The organism is Cupriavidus phytohabitans (genome assembly GCF_017815025.1).
Taxonomy (GTDB): domain Bacteria; phylum Pseudomonadota; class Gammaproteobacteria; order Burkholderiales; family Burkholderiaceae; genus Cupriavidus.
This window is the reverse complement of the sequence record NZ_JAGIQB010000041.1, coordinates 25,484-42,525: the sequence shown is the minus strand read 5'-3', so window position 1 is coordinate 42,525 and position 17,042 is coordinate 25,484. Positions and strand designations below refer to the sequence as shown.

Genomic DNA, 17,042 nt, shown 5'->3' with positions numbered 1-17,042 from the left:
ATTTCAGTTTCCCTTGAGTTCCACCACTGCATCGACTGCCACGACACCCGCGCCGGCCGCCATCACCATCAGCGGGTTGATGTCGACCGAAACCAGCGCGGTGCGGTGACGCAACGCCCAGTCTCCGAGCGCGACCGCCGACGACGCCAGCGCCTCCAGGTCGAGCGCCGGGATGTCGCGATAGCCATCGAACAGCGGCGCCAGGCGCAGCCGCGCGCAGGCCGCCTTGACGTCGTCGGCAGTGAACGGCGCCAGCAGGGTCACGACGTCCTTGCGGAGTTCGAGCAGCGTGCCGCCCTCCCCGATCATGACCAGCGGCCCAAACGCGGGATCGACCGAGACGCCCAGCGCAAACTCATGGCGGCCCTTGACCATCGTTGCCACGATCACCCGTGGGGATGCCACGCCCAGCCGCTGCAGCGTATCGAGACAGTCCTGCGTCGCGCGGGCCACGCTTGCCGCATCGGTGAGCCGAAGATGCACGAGGCCATGCTCACTCTTGTGCGGGACCTCCGCCGCGCAGCCCTTGACCACCACCGGCACCCCGCCGAGCGCGTCAAACGCCGTCACCGCCGCATCCACGCTGTCGCATAGCCGGTACGGCACGGTCGGTACGCCGGCTGCGGCAAGCAATGCCAGGCTACGGGCTTCGTCCTGCAATCCACTGCCGTCGAGCTGCCGTGCTTCAGGCCAGGCCGGCGTGTTTGCCGCCTCGGCCAGCCGATGATGCGCGGCGTATTGCGCCAGCGCTGCAATGGCATCCGCTTCGGTGACGAAGGCCGGCACCCCGTGCCGCACGAAGACCTCGCGCACCGGCTGTTGCGGCGCGCTCGCCACCAGCGGCTTGCCCAGTTGCGCGCTGAAGGCGGCGGCGTCGCGCGCCAGCGCCTCGACGTCGTAGCCGGGACCGGCCACCGGAATGCCGACCATCACCATGTCGGCCTGCGGATCGGCGCCCAGCGCCTGGAGCACGCGCGGGAACATGTCGCCCTTGCCCAGCAACGCCGCGGTCATGTCGAGCGGATTGCTGGCCGTACCGAACGCGGGCAGGATCGCACCCAGTTCGCGCAGCGTGGCCGGCTGCAGTTCGGTCAGCGGGAGGTCGTGCCGTTCGGCGAGGTCGGCCGCCATGACGCCCACGGCGCCGCTATGGCTCATCACGACCGTGCGGCCCTGCCCCGGCGCGCGGTGCTGCAGGTAGAGGGGCACGGCGCGAACCAGCTCGCCGATATCGCGTGCACGCCAGATGCCGTGACAAGCCAGGAAGGCATCGATCGCCGCGTCGTTGCCGACCAGCGCACCGGTATGCGAGGCTGCTGCCCTGGCGCCGCGCTGGCTGTTACCGGCCTTGATCGCCACGATGCTGGCGCCGCGCGCCCGGGCCACCGCCGCCGCGCGGGCCAGCTGCGCCGGATCGGACACCGATTCGAGGTAGACCAGGATCAGCCGCACCTCGGGGTCCGCCGCCACGGCGGCGGTCATCGCGCAGGCGTCGAGATCGGCGTCGTTGCCCGTCGCCACCAGGTAGCGCACACCATGGCCGGCCTGGCGCAGCAAGGCATAGGGCATGACGCTCGCCGCGCCGCTCTGGCTGATGATTGCGATCGGGCCGTCCTGTGGCGCCACCTCCATGAACATGGTCGAGAAATTGAGCACCGCGCCGCTGGCGAAGTTGGCCGTGCCCTGCGCGTTCGGTCCCACCAGCCGCATGCCGCTGTCATTGGCCAGCGCCACCAGTTCCTGCTGCCGCTGGCGTCCCGCCTCGCCGGTCTCGGCGAAACCCGACGCCATGATGACGGCAGCCTTGACGCCGGCGGCGCCGCACTGGCGCACCTGCTCAAGCGTGGCATCGCCGGACACGGCGATCACCACGGCGTCCGGCGCCTTGCCGATCGCACCGAGATCGGGGTACGCGCGATAGCCCTGGATGACCTCGCGCCCCGGGTTGACCGGAAACACCTCGCCCGTGTAGCCGAAGGTCCGCAGGTAGTGGATCGGCCGTCCGCCCACTTTGTTGGGATTGTCCGAGGCGCCGATCACGGCCACCGAGGCCGGCGAGAACAGGGCGGCGAAGGTTGCGGAGATCTCAGTCAAGGGTCGCTCCCGATGCCTTGACCACCGGCGACCACTTGCCCGCGTCATGCTGGATCAGCCTGGAGAAGTCGGCGGGTGTACCCGGCAGCGGCCGGGCGCCCAGCGCGGCGAGTTGCTTCTGCACGTCTGCTTGCGCGAGCACGGCCTGCAGCTCGCTGTTCAGGCGGCGGATCACGTCGGGCGTGGTGCCCTTCGGTGCCGACAGGCCGAACCAGATCGTTACGTCGAAGCCCGGCAGGCCGGCCTCGGCAATGGTCGGCACCTTGGGCAGCGCCTCCGAACGTGTCGCCCCGGTCACGCCGAGCGCCTTGACCTTGCCTGTGCTGATGTACTGCACCTGGCTCGATACCGTGTCGAACATCATCGAGATGCGTCCGCCAAGCAGGTCGGTGAATGCCGCCGCCGAGCCTTTGTACGGCACATGGACGATGTCGACGCCCGCCATTGACCTGAACAGTTCGCCGGACAGGTGGTTGGAGCTGCCGTTGCCTGCCGAGCCGAAGGTCAGCGTGCCCGGCTTCTGCCTTGCCAGCGCCAGCAGTTCCCTGACGTTGCTGACCGGCAGGTTGTTCGGCACCACCAGCACGTTGACCGTGGAGGCCACCGAACCCACGGCATCGAACGACTTGACGGGGTCAACCTTCAGCGAGCGGTAGAGCCATGGGTTGATCGCCATGGTGCCGGTGGTGGCAAAGAACAGCGTATAGCCATCGGGGGCCGCCTGCGCCGCGGCCTCCGTGGCGATGGTGCCGCCGGCGCCGCCGCGGTTGTCTATCACCACGGGCTGTCCTAGCTGCTGCGACAGGTGCTGGCCGATCAGCCGCGCCATCGCGTCAGTGGGCCCGCCGGCCGGAAACGGCACAAGCAGGCGGATGGGTTTGGCGGGATAGCCCGGTGTGGCAGCGGCGGCGCCGCTGAAGGCAGCCGGCGCGGCGGCGACCAGCAAGGCGCATAACGGCCGCCGGAATGCGCGAAGCACAGCGGAAAAGCGCGGCATGTTGTCTCCATATGTTTCGTAAGCCCCCTCTCTCTGCCAGGAGGGATGGACTCAGTGTATGGAGTCCTGGTCTAATGCAAAAGAGTAGAATCGTCGATATCTGATATCGATTTTCTGGATGGAGTGGCAGCGTGAACCTGAAGCAGCTCGAAACCGTGGCACTGGTGGCCGAAGTGGGATCGTTGTCACGCGCGGCACGCTCGCTGGGGATCGCCCAGTCGCTGGTGAGCCGCGCCATTGCCCAGATCGAAGCCGAATGGGGCGACCGGCTGTTCGAACGGACCGGCCGGGGCGTGGTGCTGTCGGAGTTCGGCCAGCGGATCTTCCCGCATGTCCAGTTGCTGCTGGCCCAGTCGGCGCGGCTGCGCGACGAGGTCAAGGACGCGGCGGGCGTGCCGGTCGGCCAGGTAAGGATCGGCGTGCTGCCGTCAATGGCGCCACGCCTGATTCCGGCGCTGTTCGAGGACCTGCGCACCATGGCGCCGGGTGTCCGGCTGCGCGTGGCCGAAGGGTTCAGCGGGCAGCTCGATGAGGAGCTGGAATCGGGCCATCTGGATCTTGCGGTCGTCAACCGCTATGGCCCCGGGCCGCGGCAGAATGAAGACGTGCTAGCCCAGGTCGCCACCTACCTGATCTGCGCGCCCGGGCATCCGCTCGCCGGGAAGCCGACGGTGGCGTTCCGCAAGCTCGACGGCCTCCCGCTGGTTCTGCCGCCGGCGCCCAACGGCCTGCGCTCGATTCTCGACCAGCACGCGCGCCAGCTCGGCATCTCGCTGGACGTGGCACTGGAAGTGGAATCGCTGAATACGATGAAGGAGGTCGCGCTTGCCGGTGGCGCTTTGACCATACTTCCGCTGCTCGCAGTGGATAACGAAGTTGCCGCCGGGCGGTTGTCAGCAGTCGAGATCGTCGAACCGCGCTTGCCACGGACCATTACGATGGGCGTCACGCGACATCATCCGCTGTCCCGGGCGGCGCGGCTCGTTCTTTCCCGGCTTCATGCCTTGGTGCCTGAAGTCGCAAGGACCGGACCGGCCTAGCTGGAGTCATTCAAGGCGCACGATGCAGCTCACGTGGACCGGCGCCGGAACAAAATCTCAATTACAGGGACAGCAGTTGCTGCCCAGCGGGCGGCCTGCCGCGCCTGCCCGATGTCACGTACTACCTTTGGGGCGGCCCAATGCGGTCAATCCGGTGGCGCGACATGTCTTCTCAATGCTCAAAACGGCGTAGGTGCTCACTCAGCGTGCTGTACTCATACCCTGTCCGCGTCAGCAGCCGAGCGTCCAGTGCCCTGATCCGCTCCATGGCTTTGCGGCCCTTGCCATGCCAGACTAGAAACTTGGCGTGAGTGATTTCAGTCTCCGTCGACTCTCGTTCCTCTCGCTCCAGTGCGTCCATCATCTTGCTGCCGTACACGGAACGCTGCGCTGCGTTGAACTGCATGGCGATGTGGAACCAATCGAGAATCCGGCCGCGAGCGAATCGACTACCCTGTACGGTCTTCTCGAACTCACCGGCGTCGTCGCTGATCACGGTCACGCGCTCATTGGCTCCGGGGTGTAATCGTGCATAGTGAAGCTTAAGATATTCACAAATTCCGGCCCCTCAGCGTAGCGCGCTCGCCCCGACCTGCCGCGCACGCTACGCCATGCCCAGACTTCAATGCCTTGCTGGCTGCTTCGTCACGCCACCTTATTGTGTGATGCTCAACTCCGTTGGCGTTGTCTGAAAGGCTATCTGTCGCCAGCTGCCTCCCTCTAGCGTCCACACCTGAAGCACTCGCGAATCGATCCGGACAGTGCCGCTTCCATCCTTGCGGACAGCCACAAGCAACTGACGGCCGGACATGATCGCGGCATCGCCGATAACGCGGACATTCAGGTCGAAACGGTCGATTTGCTTGTATTCAACATGCGTCCCGCCACCAGTGAAATAGCTGCTGTAATCGTCAACCTGACCCCTCGCGTGCACATGCAGAAGATCGGGATGCAGGATCTCCCGCAATCGTGCGAAGTCCCCGCGTCGCATGGCATCGCAGCGCTGGCGCTCCAGTTCGAGCAGTTCCACTTCGGCAGAGCCGGCTCCACATACGTCGTTCATATCGCTCCTTTGAATAAGTAAGTCGAAACAACACCCCCAAGTCGTGGGGCGCGCGCTTGCATGGGGACAGTGGGTCCGGCACTTGGCAACGGCGCCATTTTATGCATAAAATGGATTCCATGCACAAACTTGCAAGCATAGCGAGGGTAGTGAGTGCCCAATGAGCCACCCAGTTTCGCGCAGACCGCGCAATGACTTACGACGAAGGAGACAACATGCTCAAGGTGAGCCGACCGACCCCATCGCATTTTGGGATCTACGTTACCGACCTGCCCCGAATGGTCGCGTTCTATACCGAGACGTTCGGTTTGACGATTACCGATCGTGGTGAAGGCCGGACCTTCAAGAACCAGCTTGTCTTCACTAGTGCCAGCCCAGACCAACATCACCAGTTGGTGCTCGCGTCGGGCCGCCCGCCGGAAGCGACATTCAGCACGGTCATGCAGATCTCGTTTGCCGTGCCCACGATTCAGGATCTGCGCGACATCTCAGAAAGAGCCGTCGCCCGAGGTGCCAGCGGCGTGCGTGGACTCAACCACGGCAATGCCCTGTCCGTGTACATGCTCGACCCGGAAGGAAACATGGTCGAGATCTACGTCGATACACCTTTTTACGTTGCGCAGCCTCACGGCGATCCTCTGGACCTGTCCAAGGACGACGAGACCATCCTGCGCGAAACGGAAGAGGCCTGCCGGCGCGACCCAACCTTCTTGCCGATCGAGGTGTGGCAAGCCCAGTTTGAAGAGAAGCGCCGCCCAGGCACAGACGCCTGATATGCCGTACAGCCATAACCGTTCCCAACTGGAGTTCCAATGAAACTGCTGTCCTATAAGCATGAAGGCCGTGAAACGTGGGGTGCCATCGTCGGAGACGACGTCTTTGACCTTGGCCAGGCTCGTCCCCATGAGCCAAGCTTGCTCGACTACATTGCGTCTGGTGCATATAAAAGTGCAGCCGAGCATGTAAAAGGCCTCAGCGCTCACGCTCGCATTGAAGAGATCACCTACCTCCCGGTGATTCCTCGCCCCGAGAAAATCGTTTGCGCGGTACGCAACTACATGGACCACCATCAGGAAGTGCTCGCAGCCGGCATGCAGCGGGAACTCTCCGAATGTCCGCCGATCTTCCTGCGCGTGTGGCGCTCGCAGGTGGCGCATGACGCTCCTATCGTCCGCCCGCATGTATCCGAGTCCCTGGACTGGGAGGGGGAACTGGCCGTCATCATCGGAAAGCCAGGACGCGACATCCCCGAGTCAGAGGCGTATGAGCATGTGGCCGGGTATGCCTGCTACAACGACGCCAGCGTTCGGGAATGGCAATTCCATGCGAAGCAGATCGCCTCCGGAAAGAACTTCGAATCCACCGGCGCCTTTGGCCCCTGGATGGTCACAGCCGACGAGATTGAACCGGACCGCCAACTGAAGATCGAAACGCGCCTGAATGGTGAGGTTGTCCAGTCGAGCCACACCGGGCACTTGATCTTCAGCATTCCGAGGCTCATCAACTACGCCTCCACCATCTTCACGCTGAGCCCCGGCGACGTCATCGTCACCGGCACGCCCGCAGGCGTGGGCTGGAGCAAGAAGCCGCCGCGCTTCATGAAGCCCGGCGACGTTTGCGAAGTCGAAATCGAACAGATCGGCGTGCTGCGCAATCCCGTTGTCCAACAGAACTAAGTCGAATCGCCACCTCGTTGTCCGCGACGGGGTGGCTGCGATTAGAAAGTCCCGGAGACAAACATGCGGCGCAGAGACGTTCTGGCTGCAGGCCTTGCTGCCGCCTGCACCATCCCCTTTCGAGCGCTTGGATCTCAGTATCCTTCCAAAGTCATCACCATCTGTCACGGGTTTGCGGTTGGCGGTAACGCGGATAGCATCGCGCGGGTATTGGCTGCAGAACTGGCGCAAAGCTTCGGACAACCCGTTATCGTCGAGTCTCGGCCCGGTGCCGGAGGAACGATTGCGGCAAATCATGTCGCCCGCGCAAGACCCGACGGCTATACGCTGATGCTCGCCACAGGCGGCCACGCCGTTGCAGGTGCGCTCTATCGGAAACTTCGCTATGACCCAGTTTCCGACTTCCAGTCGATCTCGACTGTGACGACATTTCCCTTCCTGCTGGTAGTCGGGGCGAACGGACCCTATCCCAACCTTGCCAGCCTGTTGCATAGGGCCTCCGCATCGCCCCGGAGCATCGCCTATGGCTCCGCCGGCATTGGCTCGACCCACCACCTGGCAATGGAGCTTCTTGGGAGGAAGGCCAACACAGAACTTCTGCACGTACCGTACCGCGGCGACGCAGCCTTGGTAACAGCGCTGCTCGCAAATGAGGTCCCCCTCATTATCGCCCCCCCGACCGCAGTGACACAGCACGTCAAGGCCGGGAAGCTGCGGGTGCTGGCAACGACGGGGCCGAAACGCTGGACACCGATGGCCAGCGTTCCGACCGTGATGGAATCCGGCGTTCCGGGGTACGAGGTAGTGTCCTGGGCTGGCTTGATGGCACCGGCCAACTCTTCACCTGCAATCGTCAATGTCTTGCAAGCAAGCGTCGCCAAGGCGTTGGAATCGCCTACGGTGTGCGCCACGCTCACCGAAATCGGCGGCACGGCAACGTCAAGTTCGCCCGAGCAAATGACAAGACTGCTCGTCAACGACCTTCAGAAATGGAGAGCTGTCGTCAGCGAGTCCAATATCCCCAAACAATGAGAAAACCATGTCACTGATCGAAATTCGAAAGCGTAGTCTGACCATCGAGACCATTTACCACGAGGGGGGCCCGGTCGCGGCCACGCCATTGCGGATGGCAACCGCATGCGCGGTCATCAAGAATCCCTATGCGGGCCGTTATGAGGCCGATCTCATTCCCTTCATGACCGAGCTGCGAACCCTTGGCACGGACCTCGCCAGCGAGCTGGTCGAGACACTTGGTCGCAACAACATCGAGGTCTACAGCAAGGGGGCGATCGTCGGCGTGAACGGGGAACTCGAGCACGGTGCCGTCTGGCACGAAGCCGGCGGCTGGGCCATGCGCACCGTACTGGACGAGCCCAAGGCAATGGTGCCGTCCTCGAAGGCCGTAGCCGCAGCCGGATATCGCCTTATGGTCCCGGTCCATTACATTCACGCTTCTTATGTACGCAGTCATTACAACAGCATGGAGATCGGCATCCAGGATGCGCCGCGGCCGAACGAACTGCTATTCGCCTTGGTCATGGGGACCGGTGGCCGTGTTCATTCGCGACTAGGCGGGCTCTCCAGGGAAGGCGTCTCTGTACACGATGGGCAGCGCTAGGCGCGCTGGGCAGCAGCGTAACAGATTGTTTTCCCTGGCTATTACTTGAGAGACGCGAATGCATCGCAACTACATCGGCGGCGAATGGGTTGAATCCCATAACGCGCGCCGCAATGAAAATCCGTCCGACCTCGATGACGTGATTGGCGACTTCGCTCAGGCGGATGTCGATCAGACAGAGCTGGCCATCTCCATGGCCCGCGACGCTCAGCCCATCTGGGCCAATGCAGGCATTCAGGCCCGCGCCAGCGCACTCGACTTTATCGGCGCCGAACTGCTGGCGCGAAGCGCGGATCTTGGTGAACTTCTCTCGCGGGAAGAAGGCAAGACGCTTGCGGAAGGTATTGCGGAAGTTTCACGCGCCGGGCAGATCTTTAAATTCTTCGCTGGTGAAGCACTGCGAATGCGTGGTGACAGCGTGGATTCTGTACGACCCGGTATCGATGTTGAGATGCGGCGCGAGCCGCTTGGCGTGGTCGGCATCATTACTCCGTGGAACTTCCCGATCGCCATTCCGGCCTGGAAGATTGCTCCTGCCCTCGCATACGGAAACAGCGTCGTGTTCAAGCCAGCCGAACTGGTTCCGGCATCCGCCTGGGCCCTCGCCGAGATCATCAGTCGATCCGGCGTAGTCAACGGCGCCTTTAACCTTGTCATGGGCCGCGGGTCGATTGTAGGAGAGACTCTCAGCAACAGTCGGAAGATCGCCGGACTGACCTTTACCGGATCTACGGAAACCGGAAAGCGACTTCTGACGCGTGCATCAGAAGGCATGACCAGGATCCAGCTCGAAATGGGCGGAAAGAACCCTCTGGTCGTTCTTGATGATGCCGATCTCGATAACGCTGTCGACTGCGCGATTCAGGGTGCGTTCTTCTCTACGGGTCAACGGTGTACCGCCACGTCGCGCATTATCGTTGAACGAAGCGTTCACGATCGGTTTGTCGAGAGACTCAAGAATGCCATGCGTGCATTGCGCGTTGGGCACGCTCTGGACCCGCAAACACATCTGGGACCAGCGGCGGACGAAAGTCAGCTTCGCACCGACCTGGAGTACGTGGAAATCGGCAAGGCTGAAGGCGCAACGCTTGCGCTGGGCGGCGAGCTTCTCAAGCGCGAAACCAGGGGGCATTTCATCCGCCCGGCGCTCTTTACCCATGCAACGCCCGATATGAGAATCGCTCGTGAGGAAATCTTCGGTCCGGTGGCTTGCACCCTAGTCGCGGACGATTTCGAGCACGCCATGGTGCTGGCCAACGATAGTCCCTTCGGTCTCACCGCAGGCATTTGCACGACCTCCCTTGCCAAGGCAACACATTTCAAGCGCAATATCCAGAGCGGCATGGCCATGGTCAATGTGCCAACGGCCGGCGTGGATTATCACGTTTCTTTCGGTGGGACCAAGGCATCCAGCTATGGCGCTCGCGAACAGGGCCATCATGCGAAGGAGTTCTTTACCAAGACCAAAACCGCATACACTTACGCGCTGTAATGGCGCGCCCTGAACATCGCATCTTGCAACAACTGAGCGAACTCCGTCGTAAGGTACGCCTGGCGAGTGAGGTTGCCCTGAAAACGGCCGCTCAGTTTCCGATGTCACGAGACATCATGTTGCAACGCGTCGTACAGACCTGGCTTGATAGTGAGGATCCGGAGAGCTCAGTGATCGCCTACGCTTGCGCCGCAGAGTTGCGGCTGCAATTGGAAGTCTCTTCGATGGAGCGATGCGGCAGACTGGTAAGTCAGTCCGCCGCCCCGGCACTACAAGCCTTGTACTGGTCTGCCTCGCGGCGACATCGCCCTCGGCTCTGGCGATAGGCTTTCATCCCTTTTTTTGACAGGCCAGCCTTAACTTCACAGTGTGGTAGGTTACTGCAGCTACAGCACGCGACGCGGAGGACATTGTCCGAAGCGTCGCTGTGTTGCGTGGGCGAAGTCGGCATACTGCTCGTCGGGCGGGAATCGGGAATCGCATACCAGCCTGCTTTCGAATGCGCTAGGTCTGTTCACAATTGGACCAATGGTCCAAAGGCGCAGGCAAGCGATGCGAAGACGATAGCTGTCGGCTCGCTTGTCATACCGAGTGGAGACACGGGGAAAATGCTCGATGCGTGACGCAGGCGGTCGGCAAGACCTTCAACCTGCGCATCCCGGTGGCCGCCCTCGGCGAGAATGGCTTCGCCGAACGCCTGCAGCAAGTGCTGTGCGACCACTTCGGCCAGCCCGTGCGCGTGCTGTATTTGAAGAAGCGCTCGCCTCGCGAGCTTGTGTGCTCCCACGATGGTCGAATCGATCAGGATGTGTTCGAGTTCCCCTTCGCCAGATACCGCATGGGAGACTCGCTGCCAGACCATTGCGACGCGATCGCGCGAAGCGCATGTACACGATGCCAAACTCCGCGGGTAGGTCACGCCAGGGACTGCCCGTGCGACCGCTCCAAACCACCGCCTCGAGAGACCAGCGGTTGTCGGCAGCCGTTCAGCCGCGGCCGCCTTCCTTGCCAGACAAGATGAGTTTGACTTTGCTCCATACCTCATCGCTCAATAGCGTTCGGATCATCCTGCCTCGCTCGCGCAAGAGACAGGATGTGAACACATTGCAGCGAGAATAGACCGCTTCCAAGACGGCTGGGCACCGTGCCGTCCGAACTGATCGGAACGCCCCCCGACTGGAAGAAGCGGATTAGAACTTGTGTCGCAATCCCAGGCCTGCGCTGTTTCCTGCATTGAGATGTGTGACTTTGTCATACCGCCAGGCCACATAAACATCGGTGCGTTTCGAGAATGGGTAGTCGTATGCTATCGATACCGTGTCCCGGCGTGCGGACTGCTGCGCCACACCGCTGCCTTGCCAAGTCCTGGCCCAGCTTGAGAGCAGGGTCCCTGCCAGGATCGGGCTGCTGAATCCCAACTGCATGGTCTTGTTATCCTGACTGCCGTTGGCATCGTAGTGATTATCGGCCCTGGCATATTGTCCATACAGCTTTATCCACCTGAAGTCATAGGAACTGCCCAGCAGATAAGCCATCTGATAAGCAGCGCCGTTGGCGGAAAACTCTGGCGCGTTCACACTGACCCGCTGCACCGCAACGCTGGCGGCAAAGTCACCAGAGAAGTAGGTGATGTTGCCACCGTAGTTCTGCTTGCCCTGATGCCCCACCTCTTCGCCGGTTGCGTACAGCAAGTTGAAGCGCAGTCCACCGAAACCGGGGCTTTGATAAAGAACAGAGTTGTTCCAGGCCGTGTCGCCCGCAATCGTGCGGTTCACGGGAGACCCGGGGGGTGTCGTATACGATTGCAGGAACATTGGAGAGAATACTTCGGAATCCCCAAGCGGATTGAAAAGCAACATCGAAATGAACCAGGGCGTGGTGTTGCGGCCAAGTTTCAAGGTGCCGTAGCTACTACTCAGTCCTACGTAGGCATTGCGCCCGAAGAAGGTGTCTCCGTCATACCGCCCGAACCGTCCAGAGTCCGTGCGGAAGAAGCTTTCCAACGCGAACTCTGCGCTTAGTGAATTGCCCAAGGACTCCCTTCCCTTCAGGCCCCAATACGAGGTGGTAAGCCCAGAGCTATTTACTACCGCCGTGCCATGACTTTGCCCGCTGACTCGCATGGAGCCGGCAAACGCGTCGACAGCTCCATATAGCTGCACCTGATCATTTGCCTGGGCAATATTGGCGCCTAGCGCGCACGGGAAGCACAGCGCCGCCCACCTTGCCCTGCGAATGACAACTTGATACCTCATCGCCTTCTCCTCCATCTCTTCTCTTTGTCTTGTGCGCGGCGAATGAGGCCCGTGCCAGGGGCTATATCGCTGCGCGTTACTCGCTTGACTACGGTGCCTTGCTAATCAGGACGAAAAGGATCGTCGCCGGCTTCTCGCCTCTATTTCTCCAGGCGTGGCGCGTACCGGTTTGTACGACGATATCGTGCTGCTTCAGGTGCACCTGCTTGCCGCCGTCGAGTTCCAGCCAGAGTTCCCCATCCAGCACGACGCCATAGTCCAACGTCTCGGTTCGGTGCATGCCCGGATCGTCTTTTTCGAACGTTTCGGCTAGACCCGGCAGCTTGGTCGCGAACTCTTGCGCCAGCGCCTCGGGCTCCGCGGCGTCCGGTGCCGCGTCAGGCGGGAACGTCACGACAAGCAGGCGACTGCCCCTTTGAGGCGGGAGCCAACTGGAGACGTCGGCGGTTCGGTCCTCCGCGGCAACGGCTCCGGCTGTTTCGCCTTCGTCGGCCCAAACCATGCGGACATGGAAGCCAGGCACCGTATCGAATGTGACGGCCCTTGGTACGAGCCCATCGGAGCCAACGCTCGAGCTGCCATTGGCATCGTGCGTTGTCACTACGCGTCTGATTTGCATCGCTTAATCCTTTTTCTTCCACACGTTGTTACCAACTTCTGACATAGAGGGCAGCGGTCATGTGCCCCCCTTCACCGAAGCTCTTCTGCCAGACTGCTGTGTGCCAATGTCGCTTGGATCTTTCCAGGTGCGGTTTCCCGCAGGAATACCGATGCCAACAAGGCAATGCACGCAGCCCCCGAAGCAATCGCGAAGGGCGCGGTCGCACCGAACGTATCTGCGGAGAGTCCAACGACAGACGGCGAAACAAAACCGCCAATGATCTCCCCGACGCCGATCACTATTGCAATCGCTCTGCCCATGTGCTGGCGCGACACGCTTTCCGCAGGGATCGTGGCGAGAAAGATCGGAAAGCACCCATACCCCAGGTATGCCAGGAAGATGGCGATGCAAAGGGATAGAAATTCCGCTTGCATGAATCCAATAACCAGGGGGGCGGTTGCCGCGACGGCCGAAAATACGATCATGGTCGTCTTTCGCCCCAGCCGATCGGAGAGCGCGGGGACGGCGAATCCGCCGATCACGCTGGATACGCCGAGGACGGTCATGAAAATGCTCATCTGGCCAGCGGTAAAGCCTCGGTGCTCCATCAGAAAAGCCGGGGAAAACGTCACAATGGCAAGGAACCACGTGATGTAGAAACAGCTGATAACCATGCACAGAACCATGTTGCGGCTTGCAACAATTCTCCTCAAGGGAGTTGTTTCGCCGGAACGGGCCTTGGCTTGCTGAGATACGTCGAACTTCGGCGCGATGGCCGGCTCACGAACGAATAGCAGCAGCAGGATCGCCAGCAGAAGGCCTGGAATACCCGCGCAATAGAACGCAAACCGCCATCCGTGCGTGCTGGCCAGCGGCACCAGAATTGCCGGTGCAAGCACCGAGCCCAGCAGCCCGCCCGCCGACGCCTGGATGAACCCCATGTTGAATCCGCGTCTGGATTCACTCGACGCGAAGGCCATCAATGATTGGCTGACGGGAAGTACGGGACCTTCCGCCAGCCCCATCACCGCCCGAGCCACCAGTAGCACCGTGAAGGTCTGGGCCAGGCCCGAAGAGATCGAACAGAGCGAGAAGACGATCACTGCGACGATCAGCACCGACTTGCGGCGGTTCTTGCTGTCTGCGTAAGAGCTCAGCGCGTAGCCGGATACAGCCCACGTCAAGGCAAGCGCCGATGTGAGCAGGCCGATCCTGGCGTTGGTCAATTCGAACTCCTGCCTCATGAAGGGAAACAGGAAGTTGATGGACAATCTGTCGAAAAATACAAAGCCGACAGTAAAGAACAGCATAAACAGCAACAGATTCTCGTATCTGCGATTGTGGACTTCCATGGCGTCTCCTTGATGTGCGGGCGCCCTTGGCGCAACGGGCGGATCACCCTATGCCCAAAGACGTTTTTTATGCATAAAAAATGTTAGCACGCACAAGTACGCATCAGCAATGCGTTCGTTGCTGACGTTTACCCGGAGCTGATGGGCATGCTTTCAATAATCGCGGGGTGGACCCGTCTACAGCTTGGCGACCAGCGGCATCTCGCCCCCAAAATTGCGGGAGAATGCGTGGACACACGAGGAAATCACGCCGACACGGCGCTTGTTCCGATCGCTGCAGTTAGTCCTGCACGAGCAATTGAATGTGAAGCAGCGGCGCTGGGTTAGCCGGACAGGAGGAGCTGGATGCCGCGGCCGAGAACCGGAAAGTGATTAATCTGGACCGGCGACATGACAGCGATCGCCACGCAGCTGTGCCGCGATAAAACTGGATGTGATGGGGCCGCATCTGCCATGGCAACGACTGGGCAACGAGGGGCTCACAGTGCTGTAGTCGTGGCGTTGCTACTGCGCGAGTTGGGCGCAGCGGGTTTAGGAGCAGGACGTCCTCTTTGCCCGCAGGCTATGTCTGGCCAAACGAAGTGCGCTTGCAATGGCAACCGGCAAGATCGCCAGCAGCGCCGAACGCCTGCGCAGCTGGCGGCACGAGTGCTATTGGATTTTTCGAAGCGCCGTGAGAACGCGATCGAGCGTTCCTTCGATATGTTGCGTCAGCAGCGTTACTGTCTTGTCTGTTTCGCGCGCGAGTGCTGCCTTCATCAAGGCCTGATGCTCGGTGCCTTTGTGCCGGGCCTCGGAACGGTGCAGTGCAGAGAAGCGCCTGTACCGCTCGGCCTTGTCGAACAACGAATCGATCATCTGAAGCAGCAGCGCGGACGTACACCCCGACATCAGCGCCAGGTGAAATGCCTTATGCCGTTGCGACCATTCATTGTTCAGCGCCACCGGGCCGGCTGGCAGCTTCTTCTCGATCAGCTCCAGCCGGTGGTGTGCTGCAAGGACTCCAGCTTCCCAGTCATCGCCGCCCTTCTCTACTGACTCACGAATGGCTTCGCCTTCCAAAAGGCAGCGCAGTCGCACCAGTTCCCGGAAGGCCTCTTCAGAAAGCGGGGGAACCCAGAAGCCGCGGTTTTCTTCCGCATTGACAATGCCTTCCTGCGCAAGGCGATTCAACGCCTCCCGGATCGGAGAACTGCTTAGTCCGAGCGAACGTGACAGCGAATCGATTTTGAGCCGGGCCCCCGGTTGCAGATCGCCCCGAATGATGGCCGATCTGAGCCCTTGCTGTGCCACCTCAACCAGTGGTTGCGCTGTATTTGTAGCGGGTTCTTGCATCGTTGTAATCGCGTGAGCGCCCTCTTCCTACACATTAGCTCCTATTATGCGCAAAAATTTGGTTTCTGCAACGTTGAGCCGCATGGCTGTCAAGCCGCCTGCAAAACTCCCATCGAATGTAACGCGTGCTGCTCTTTTTGCCGACAGAGGCCCAACCTGTTTTTATGCATTATTTTACTGTTCTTGCATATTTTTCCTGGATACGTACAATGCAGCCAATGGCGTGCCGGCCAGGCGCCCATGAACGAGAAGGAAGTTTGTAAGACATGTCGAAGAACTAGCGCGGCGTGTCAACATGACATCAACCTAAGCCGGAGACGGCAACTAGTGAAAGAAGGAGACAAGCCATGACCAGACTGATGCGTGCTGCGCGAATGCACGATGTGGGGCAGCCCATGGTCATTGAAGAGCTTCCCGTACCGGAAGTCCGCCCGACAGACGTGCTGGTGAAGGTGGCGGCCTGCGGTATCGTGCCGAACCTCGGCAACGTGCTGGCAAACTGGACAAAGTGGTTTCCCAACCTGCCTTTGCCAAAGCTCCCCGCGATCTTCGGGCTTGATGCAACCGGGGTGATCGAGGCTGTCGGATCGCAAGTTCATGCGTGGAACCCAGGGGATCGGGTTTATGTCAATCCAGCCCGGTATTGCGGTGGATGCCGGGCATGCCGGTCGGGCAACACGACATCCTGTCCGTACTTCACGTTCAACGGGTACTTCGGGTTCAGCGAGCGGTCGCAAAAGATGTTCGACGACTATCCCTATGGTGGCCTGTGCGAATACATGACAGCGCCGCAATATAGCCTCGTCAAGCTGCCCTCAAACCTCAGCTTCGAATCGGCGGCACGGTTTGGCTATCTCGGCACGGGATATCGCGCGCTACGACGCGCCGGGGTCGGGCCTGGTTCGACAGTGCTCATCAACGGCATTAGCGGCACGTTGGGTCTTGGCACTGCACTGTACGCGCTGGGGCTGGGTGCTCGTAAGATCCTCGGAACCGGTCGCAACCTTGACCTGCTGCAGCGGGTCAAGAACCTCGCCCCGGATCGCATCGAGGTTCACCAACTCGGCTCTGATATGACCGCTGATGTATGGGCCAAGGGTCTTACTGATGGACTGGGCGTTGACGCGGTTATTGATGCACTGGGGCCGGGTGCGCCGCAATCGTCGATGCTGGAGGCGCTGGCAGGGCTGCGCCGCGGCGGGCAGCAAGTCAACATCGGCGCTGTGGCGGGCGATGTGCCCATCGACCTGCACTATCTGATGGACAACGACATTCAGTTGACCGGTTCGGTGTGGTTCACGGCAGGCCAGGGTCAGGAGATGGCCGACATGGTAGAAGCAGGCGTGGTGGACCTTTCGGTCTTCGAACACCATCGCTACCGCCTTGCGGACATCAACGTTGCTCTGGCCGGGATCGAGAACCGCGATGGTGGCTTCAGCAATTTCGTAATCTGTCCGTAACGGATGCTTTACGTAAGGCGTTTCAGCCTTGATCGCCAGGGAGGGGTCCAGACCCTCTC

General features: G+C 61.1%; 15 protein-coding genes and 2 pseudogenes. 7 read left to right on the top strand and 10 right to left on the bottom strand.

All coding sequences use genetic code 11. The annotated features are described in order from the left end of the window. Positions 1-3 precede the first annotated feature (3 nt). Both J8I34_RS24705 and J8I34_RS24700 read right to left on the bottom strand, forming a co-directional pair. Positions 4-2,094 carry an acetate--CoA ligase family protein gene (locus J8I34_RS24705; RefSeq protein ID WP_245176109.1) on the bottom strand — a complete coding sequence of 697 codons (2,091 nt, stop codon included), beginning with the start codon at positions 2,092-2,094 and terminating at the stop codon, positions 4-6. Next, positions 2,087-3,091, bottom strand: a complete 1,005-nt coding sequence (locus J8I34_RS24700; RefSeq protein WP_029048017.1) for a Bug family tripartite tricarboxylate transporter substrate binding protein — start codon at positions 3,089-3,091, stop codon at positions 2,087-2,089. Before J8I34_RS24700 ends, J8I34_RS24705 begins: the two co-directional genes overlap by 8 nt. A 131-nt stretch (positions 3,092-3,222) precedes the next feature. Between J8I34_RS24700 and J8I34_RS24695 the strand changes: the two genes are divergently transcribed. After that, on the top strand, positions 3,223-4,131 hold the full coding sequence (locus J8I34_RS24695; protein ID WP_035877924.1) for a LysR family transcriptional regulator: 909 nt from the start codon (positions 3,223-3,225) through the stop codon (positions 4,129-4,131). Positions 4,132-4,303: 172 nt separating this feature from the next. Here J8I34_RS24695 and J8I34_RS24690 read toward each other — a convergent pair whose 3' ends face one another. Beyond that, positions 4,304-4,633 (bottom strand): hypothetical protein, encoded by a 330-nt coding sequence (locus J8I34_RS24690; RefSeq protein WP_209775425.1) that lies wholly within the window; start codon positions 4,631-4,633, stop codon positions 4,304-4,306. Positions 4,634-4,786: 153 nt separating this feature from the next. Beyond that, a complete protein-coding gene (locus J8I34_RS24685) occupies positions 4,787-5,194 on the bottom strand; it encodes a nuclear transport factor 2 family protein (protein ID WP_209775426.1) in 408 nt (135 codons plus the stop codon). A gap of 215 nt (positions 5,195-5,409) precedes the next feature. Between J8I34_RS24685 and J8I34_RS24680 the strand changes: the two genes are divergently transcribed. The 5 genes from J8I34_RS24680 to J8I34_RS24660 all read left to right on the top strand — a co-directional run bounded on the left by J8I34_RS24680 (position 5,410) and on the right by J8I34_RS24660 (position 9,980). Then, entirely contained in the window at positions 5,410-5,967 is a 558-nt protein-coding gene (locus tag J8I34_RS24680) for a VOC family protein (protein ID WP_209775470.1), read from the top strand. Positions 5,968-6,006: 39 nt separating this feature from the next. Further along, entirely contained in the window at positions 6,007-6,870 is an 864-nt protein-coding gene (locus J8I34_RS24675) for a fumarylacetoacetate hydrolase family protein (RefSeq protein ID WP_209775427.1), read from the top strand. A 63-nt stretch (positions 6,871-6,933) separates the two neighbouring features. Then, the gene (locus J8I34_RS24670; protein ID WP_209775428.1) at positions 6,934-7,902 is read left to right on the top strand and encodes a Bug family tripartite tricarboxylate transporter substrate binding protein; all 969 of its coding nucleotides are present in this window, start codon (positions 6,934-6,936) and stop codon (positions 7,900-7,902) included. Between the two features lie 7 nt (positions 7,903-7,909). Beyond that, positions 7,910-8,488, top strand: a complete 579-nt coding sequence (locus tag J8I34_RS24665) for an amino acid synthesis family protein (RefSeq protein WP_029048011.1) — start codon at positions 7,910-7,912, stop codon at positions 8,486-8,488. 58 nt (positions 8,489-8,546) lie between these two features. Continuing rightward, positions 8,547-9,980 carry an aldehyde dehydrogenase family protein gene (locus tag J8I34_RS24660; protein WP_209775429.1) on the top strand — a complete coding sequence of 478 codons (1,434 nt, stop codon included), beginning with the start codon at positions 8,547-8,549 and terminating at the stop codon, positions 9,978-9,980. 514 nt (positions 9,981-10,494) lie between these two features. Here J8I34_RS24660 and J8I34_RS24655 read toward each other — a convergent pair. From J8I34_RS24655 to J8I34_RS24630, 6 genes and pseudogenes are all read right to left on the bottom strand, one after another. Then, positions 10,495-10,603, bottom strand: a pseudogene (locus tag J8I34_RS24655) (IS5/IS1182 family transposase); the annotation flags it as partial. 152 nt (positions 10,604-10,755) lie between these two features. Next, a pseudogene (locus J8I34_RS24650) lies at positions 10,756-11,047 on the bottom strand (transposase); the annotation flags it as partial. Between the two features lie 123 nt (positions 11,048-11,170). Then, entirely contained in the window at positions 11,171-12,250 is a 1,080-nt protein-coding gene (locus J8I34_RS24645; RefSeq protein WP_245176108.1) for a porin, read from the bottom strand. A gap of 73 nt (positions 12,251-12,323) precedes the next feature. Further along, positions 12,324-12,854 (bottom strand): cupin domain-containing protein, encoded by a 531-nt coding sequence (locus J8I34_RS24640; RefSeq protein WP_209775430.1) that lies wholly within the window; start codon positions 12,852-12,854, stop codon positions 12,324-12,326. A gap of 71 nt (positions 12,855-12,925) precedes the next feature. Next, positions 12,926-14,188, bottom strand: coding sequence for an MFS transporter (locus J8I34_RS24635; protein WP_209775431.1), 1,263 nt, complete (start codon positions 14,186-14,188; stop codon positions 12,926-12,928). A gap of 651 nt (positions 14,189-14,839) precedes the next feature. Further along, positions 14,840-15,523: an FCD domain-containing protein gene (locus J8I34_RS24630; protein ID WP_209807194.1), complete on the bottom strand. Its 684-nt coding sequence runs from the start codon at positions 15,521-15,523 to the stop codon at positions 14,840-14,842. A 347-nt stretch (positions 15,524-15,870) separates the two neighbouring features. Between J8I34_RS24630 and J8I34_RS24625 the strand changes: the two genes are divergently transcribed. Continuing rightward, positions 15,871-16,983: an alcohol dehydrogenase catalytic domain-containing protein gene (locus J8I34_RS24625; RefSeq protein ID WP_029048004.1), complete on the top strand. Its 1,113-nt coding sequence runs from the start codon at positions 15,871-15,873 to the stop codon at positions 16,981-16,983. Positions 16,984-17,042: the final 59 nt, after the last annotated feature.

Excerpts from the sequence above, each read along its gene's own strand:
- J8I34_RS24700 (WP_029048017.1), bottom strand. The coding sequence starts at position 3,091 with ATGCCGCGCTTTTCCGCTGTGCTTCGCGCATTCCGGCGGCCGTTATGC.
- J8I34_RS24685 (WP_209775426.1), bottom strand. The coding sequence starts at position 5,194 with ATGAACGACGTATGTGGAGCCGGCTCTGCCGAAGTGGAACTGCTCGAA.
- J8I34_RS24680 (WP_209775470.1), top strand. The coding sequence starts at position 5,410 with ATGCTCAAGGTGAGCCGACCGACCCCATCGCATTTTGGGATCTACGTT.
- J8I34_RS24675 (WP_209775427.1), top strand. The coding sequence starts at position 6,007 with ATGAAACTGCTGTCCTATAAGCATGAAGGCCGTGAAACGTGGGGTGCC.
- J8I34_RS24670 (WP_209775428.1), top strand. The coding sequence starts at position 6,934 with ATGCGGCGCAGAGACGTTCTGGCTGCAGGCCTTGCTGCCGCCTGCACC.
- J8I34_RS24665 (WP_029048011.1), top strand. The coding sequence starts at position 7,910 with ATGTCACTGATCGAAATTCGAAAGCGTAGTCTGACCATCGAGACCATT.
- J8I34_RS24660 (WP_209775429.1), top strand. The coding sequence starts at position 8,547 with ATGCATCGCAACTACATCGGCGGCGAATGGGTTGAATCCCATAACGCG.
- J8I34_RS24645 (WP_245176108.1), bottom strand. The coding sequence starts at position 12,250 with ATGGAGGAGAAGGCGATGAGGTATCAAGTTGTCATTCGCAGGGCAAGG.
- J8I34_RS24640 (WP_209775430.1), bottom strand. The coding sequence starts at position 12,854 with ATGCAAATCAGACGCGTAGTGACAACGCACGATGCCAATGGCAGCTCG.
- J8I34_RS24635 (WP_209775431.1), bottom strand. The coding sequence starts at position 14,188 with ATGGAAGTCCACAATCGCAGATACGAGAATCTGTTGCTGTTTATGCTG.
- J8I34_RS24630 (WP_209807194.1), bottom strand. The coding sequence starts at position 15,523 with ATGCAAGAACCCGCTACAAATACAGCGCAACCACTGGTTGAGGTGGCA.
- J8I34_RS24625 (WP_029048004.1), top strand. The coding sequence starts at position 15,871 with ATGACCAGACTGATGCGTGCTGCGCGAATGCACGATGTGGGGCAGCCC.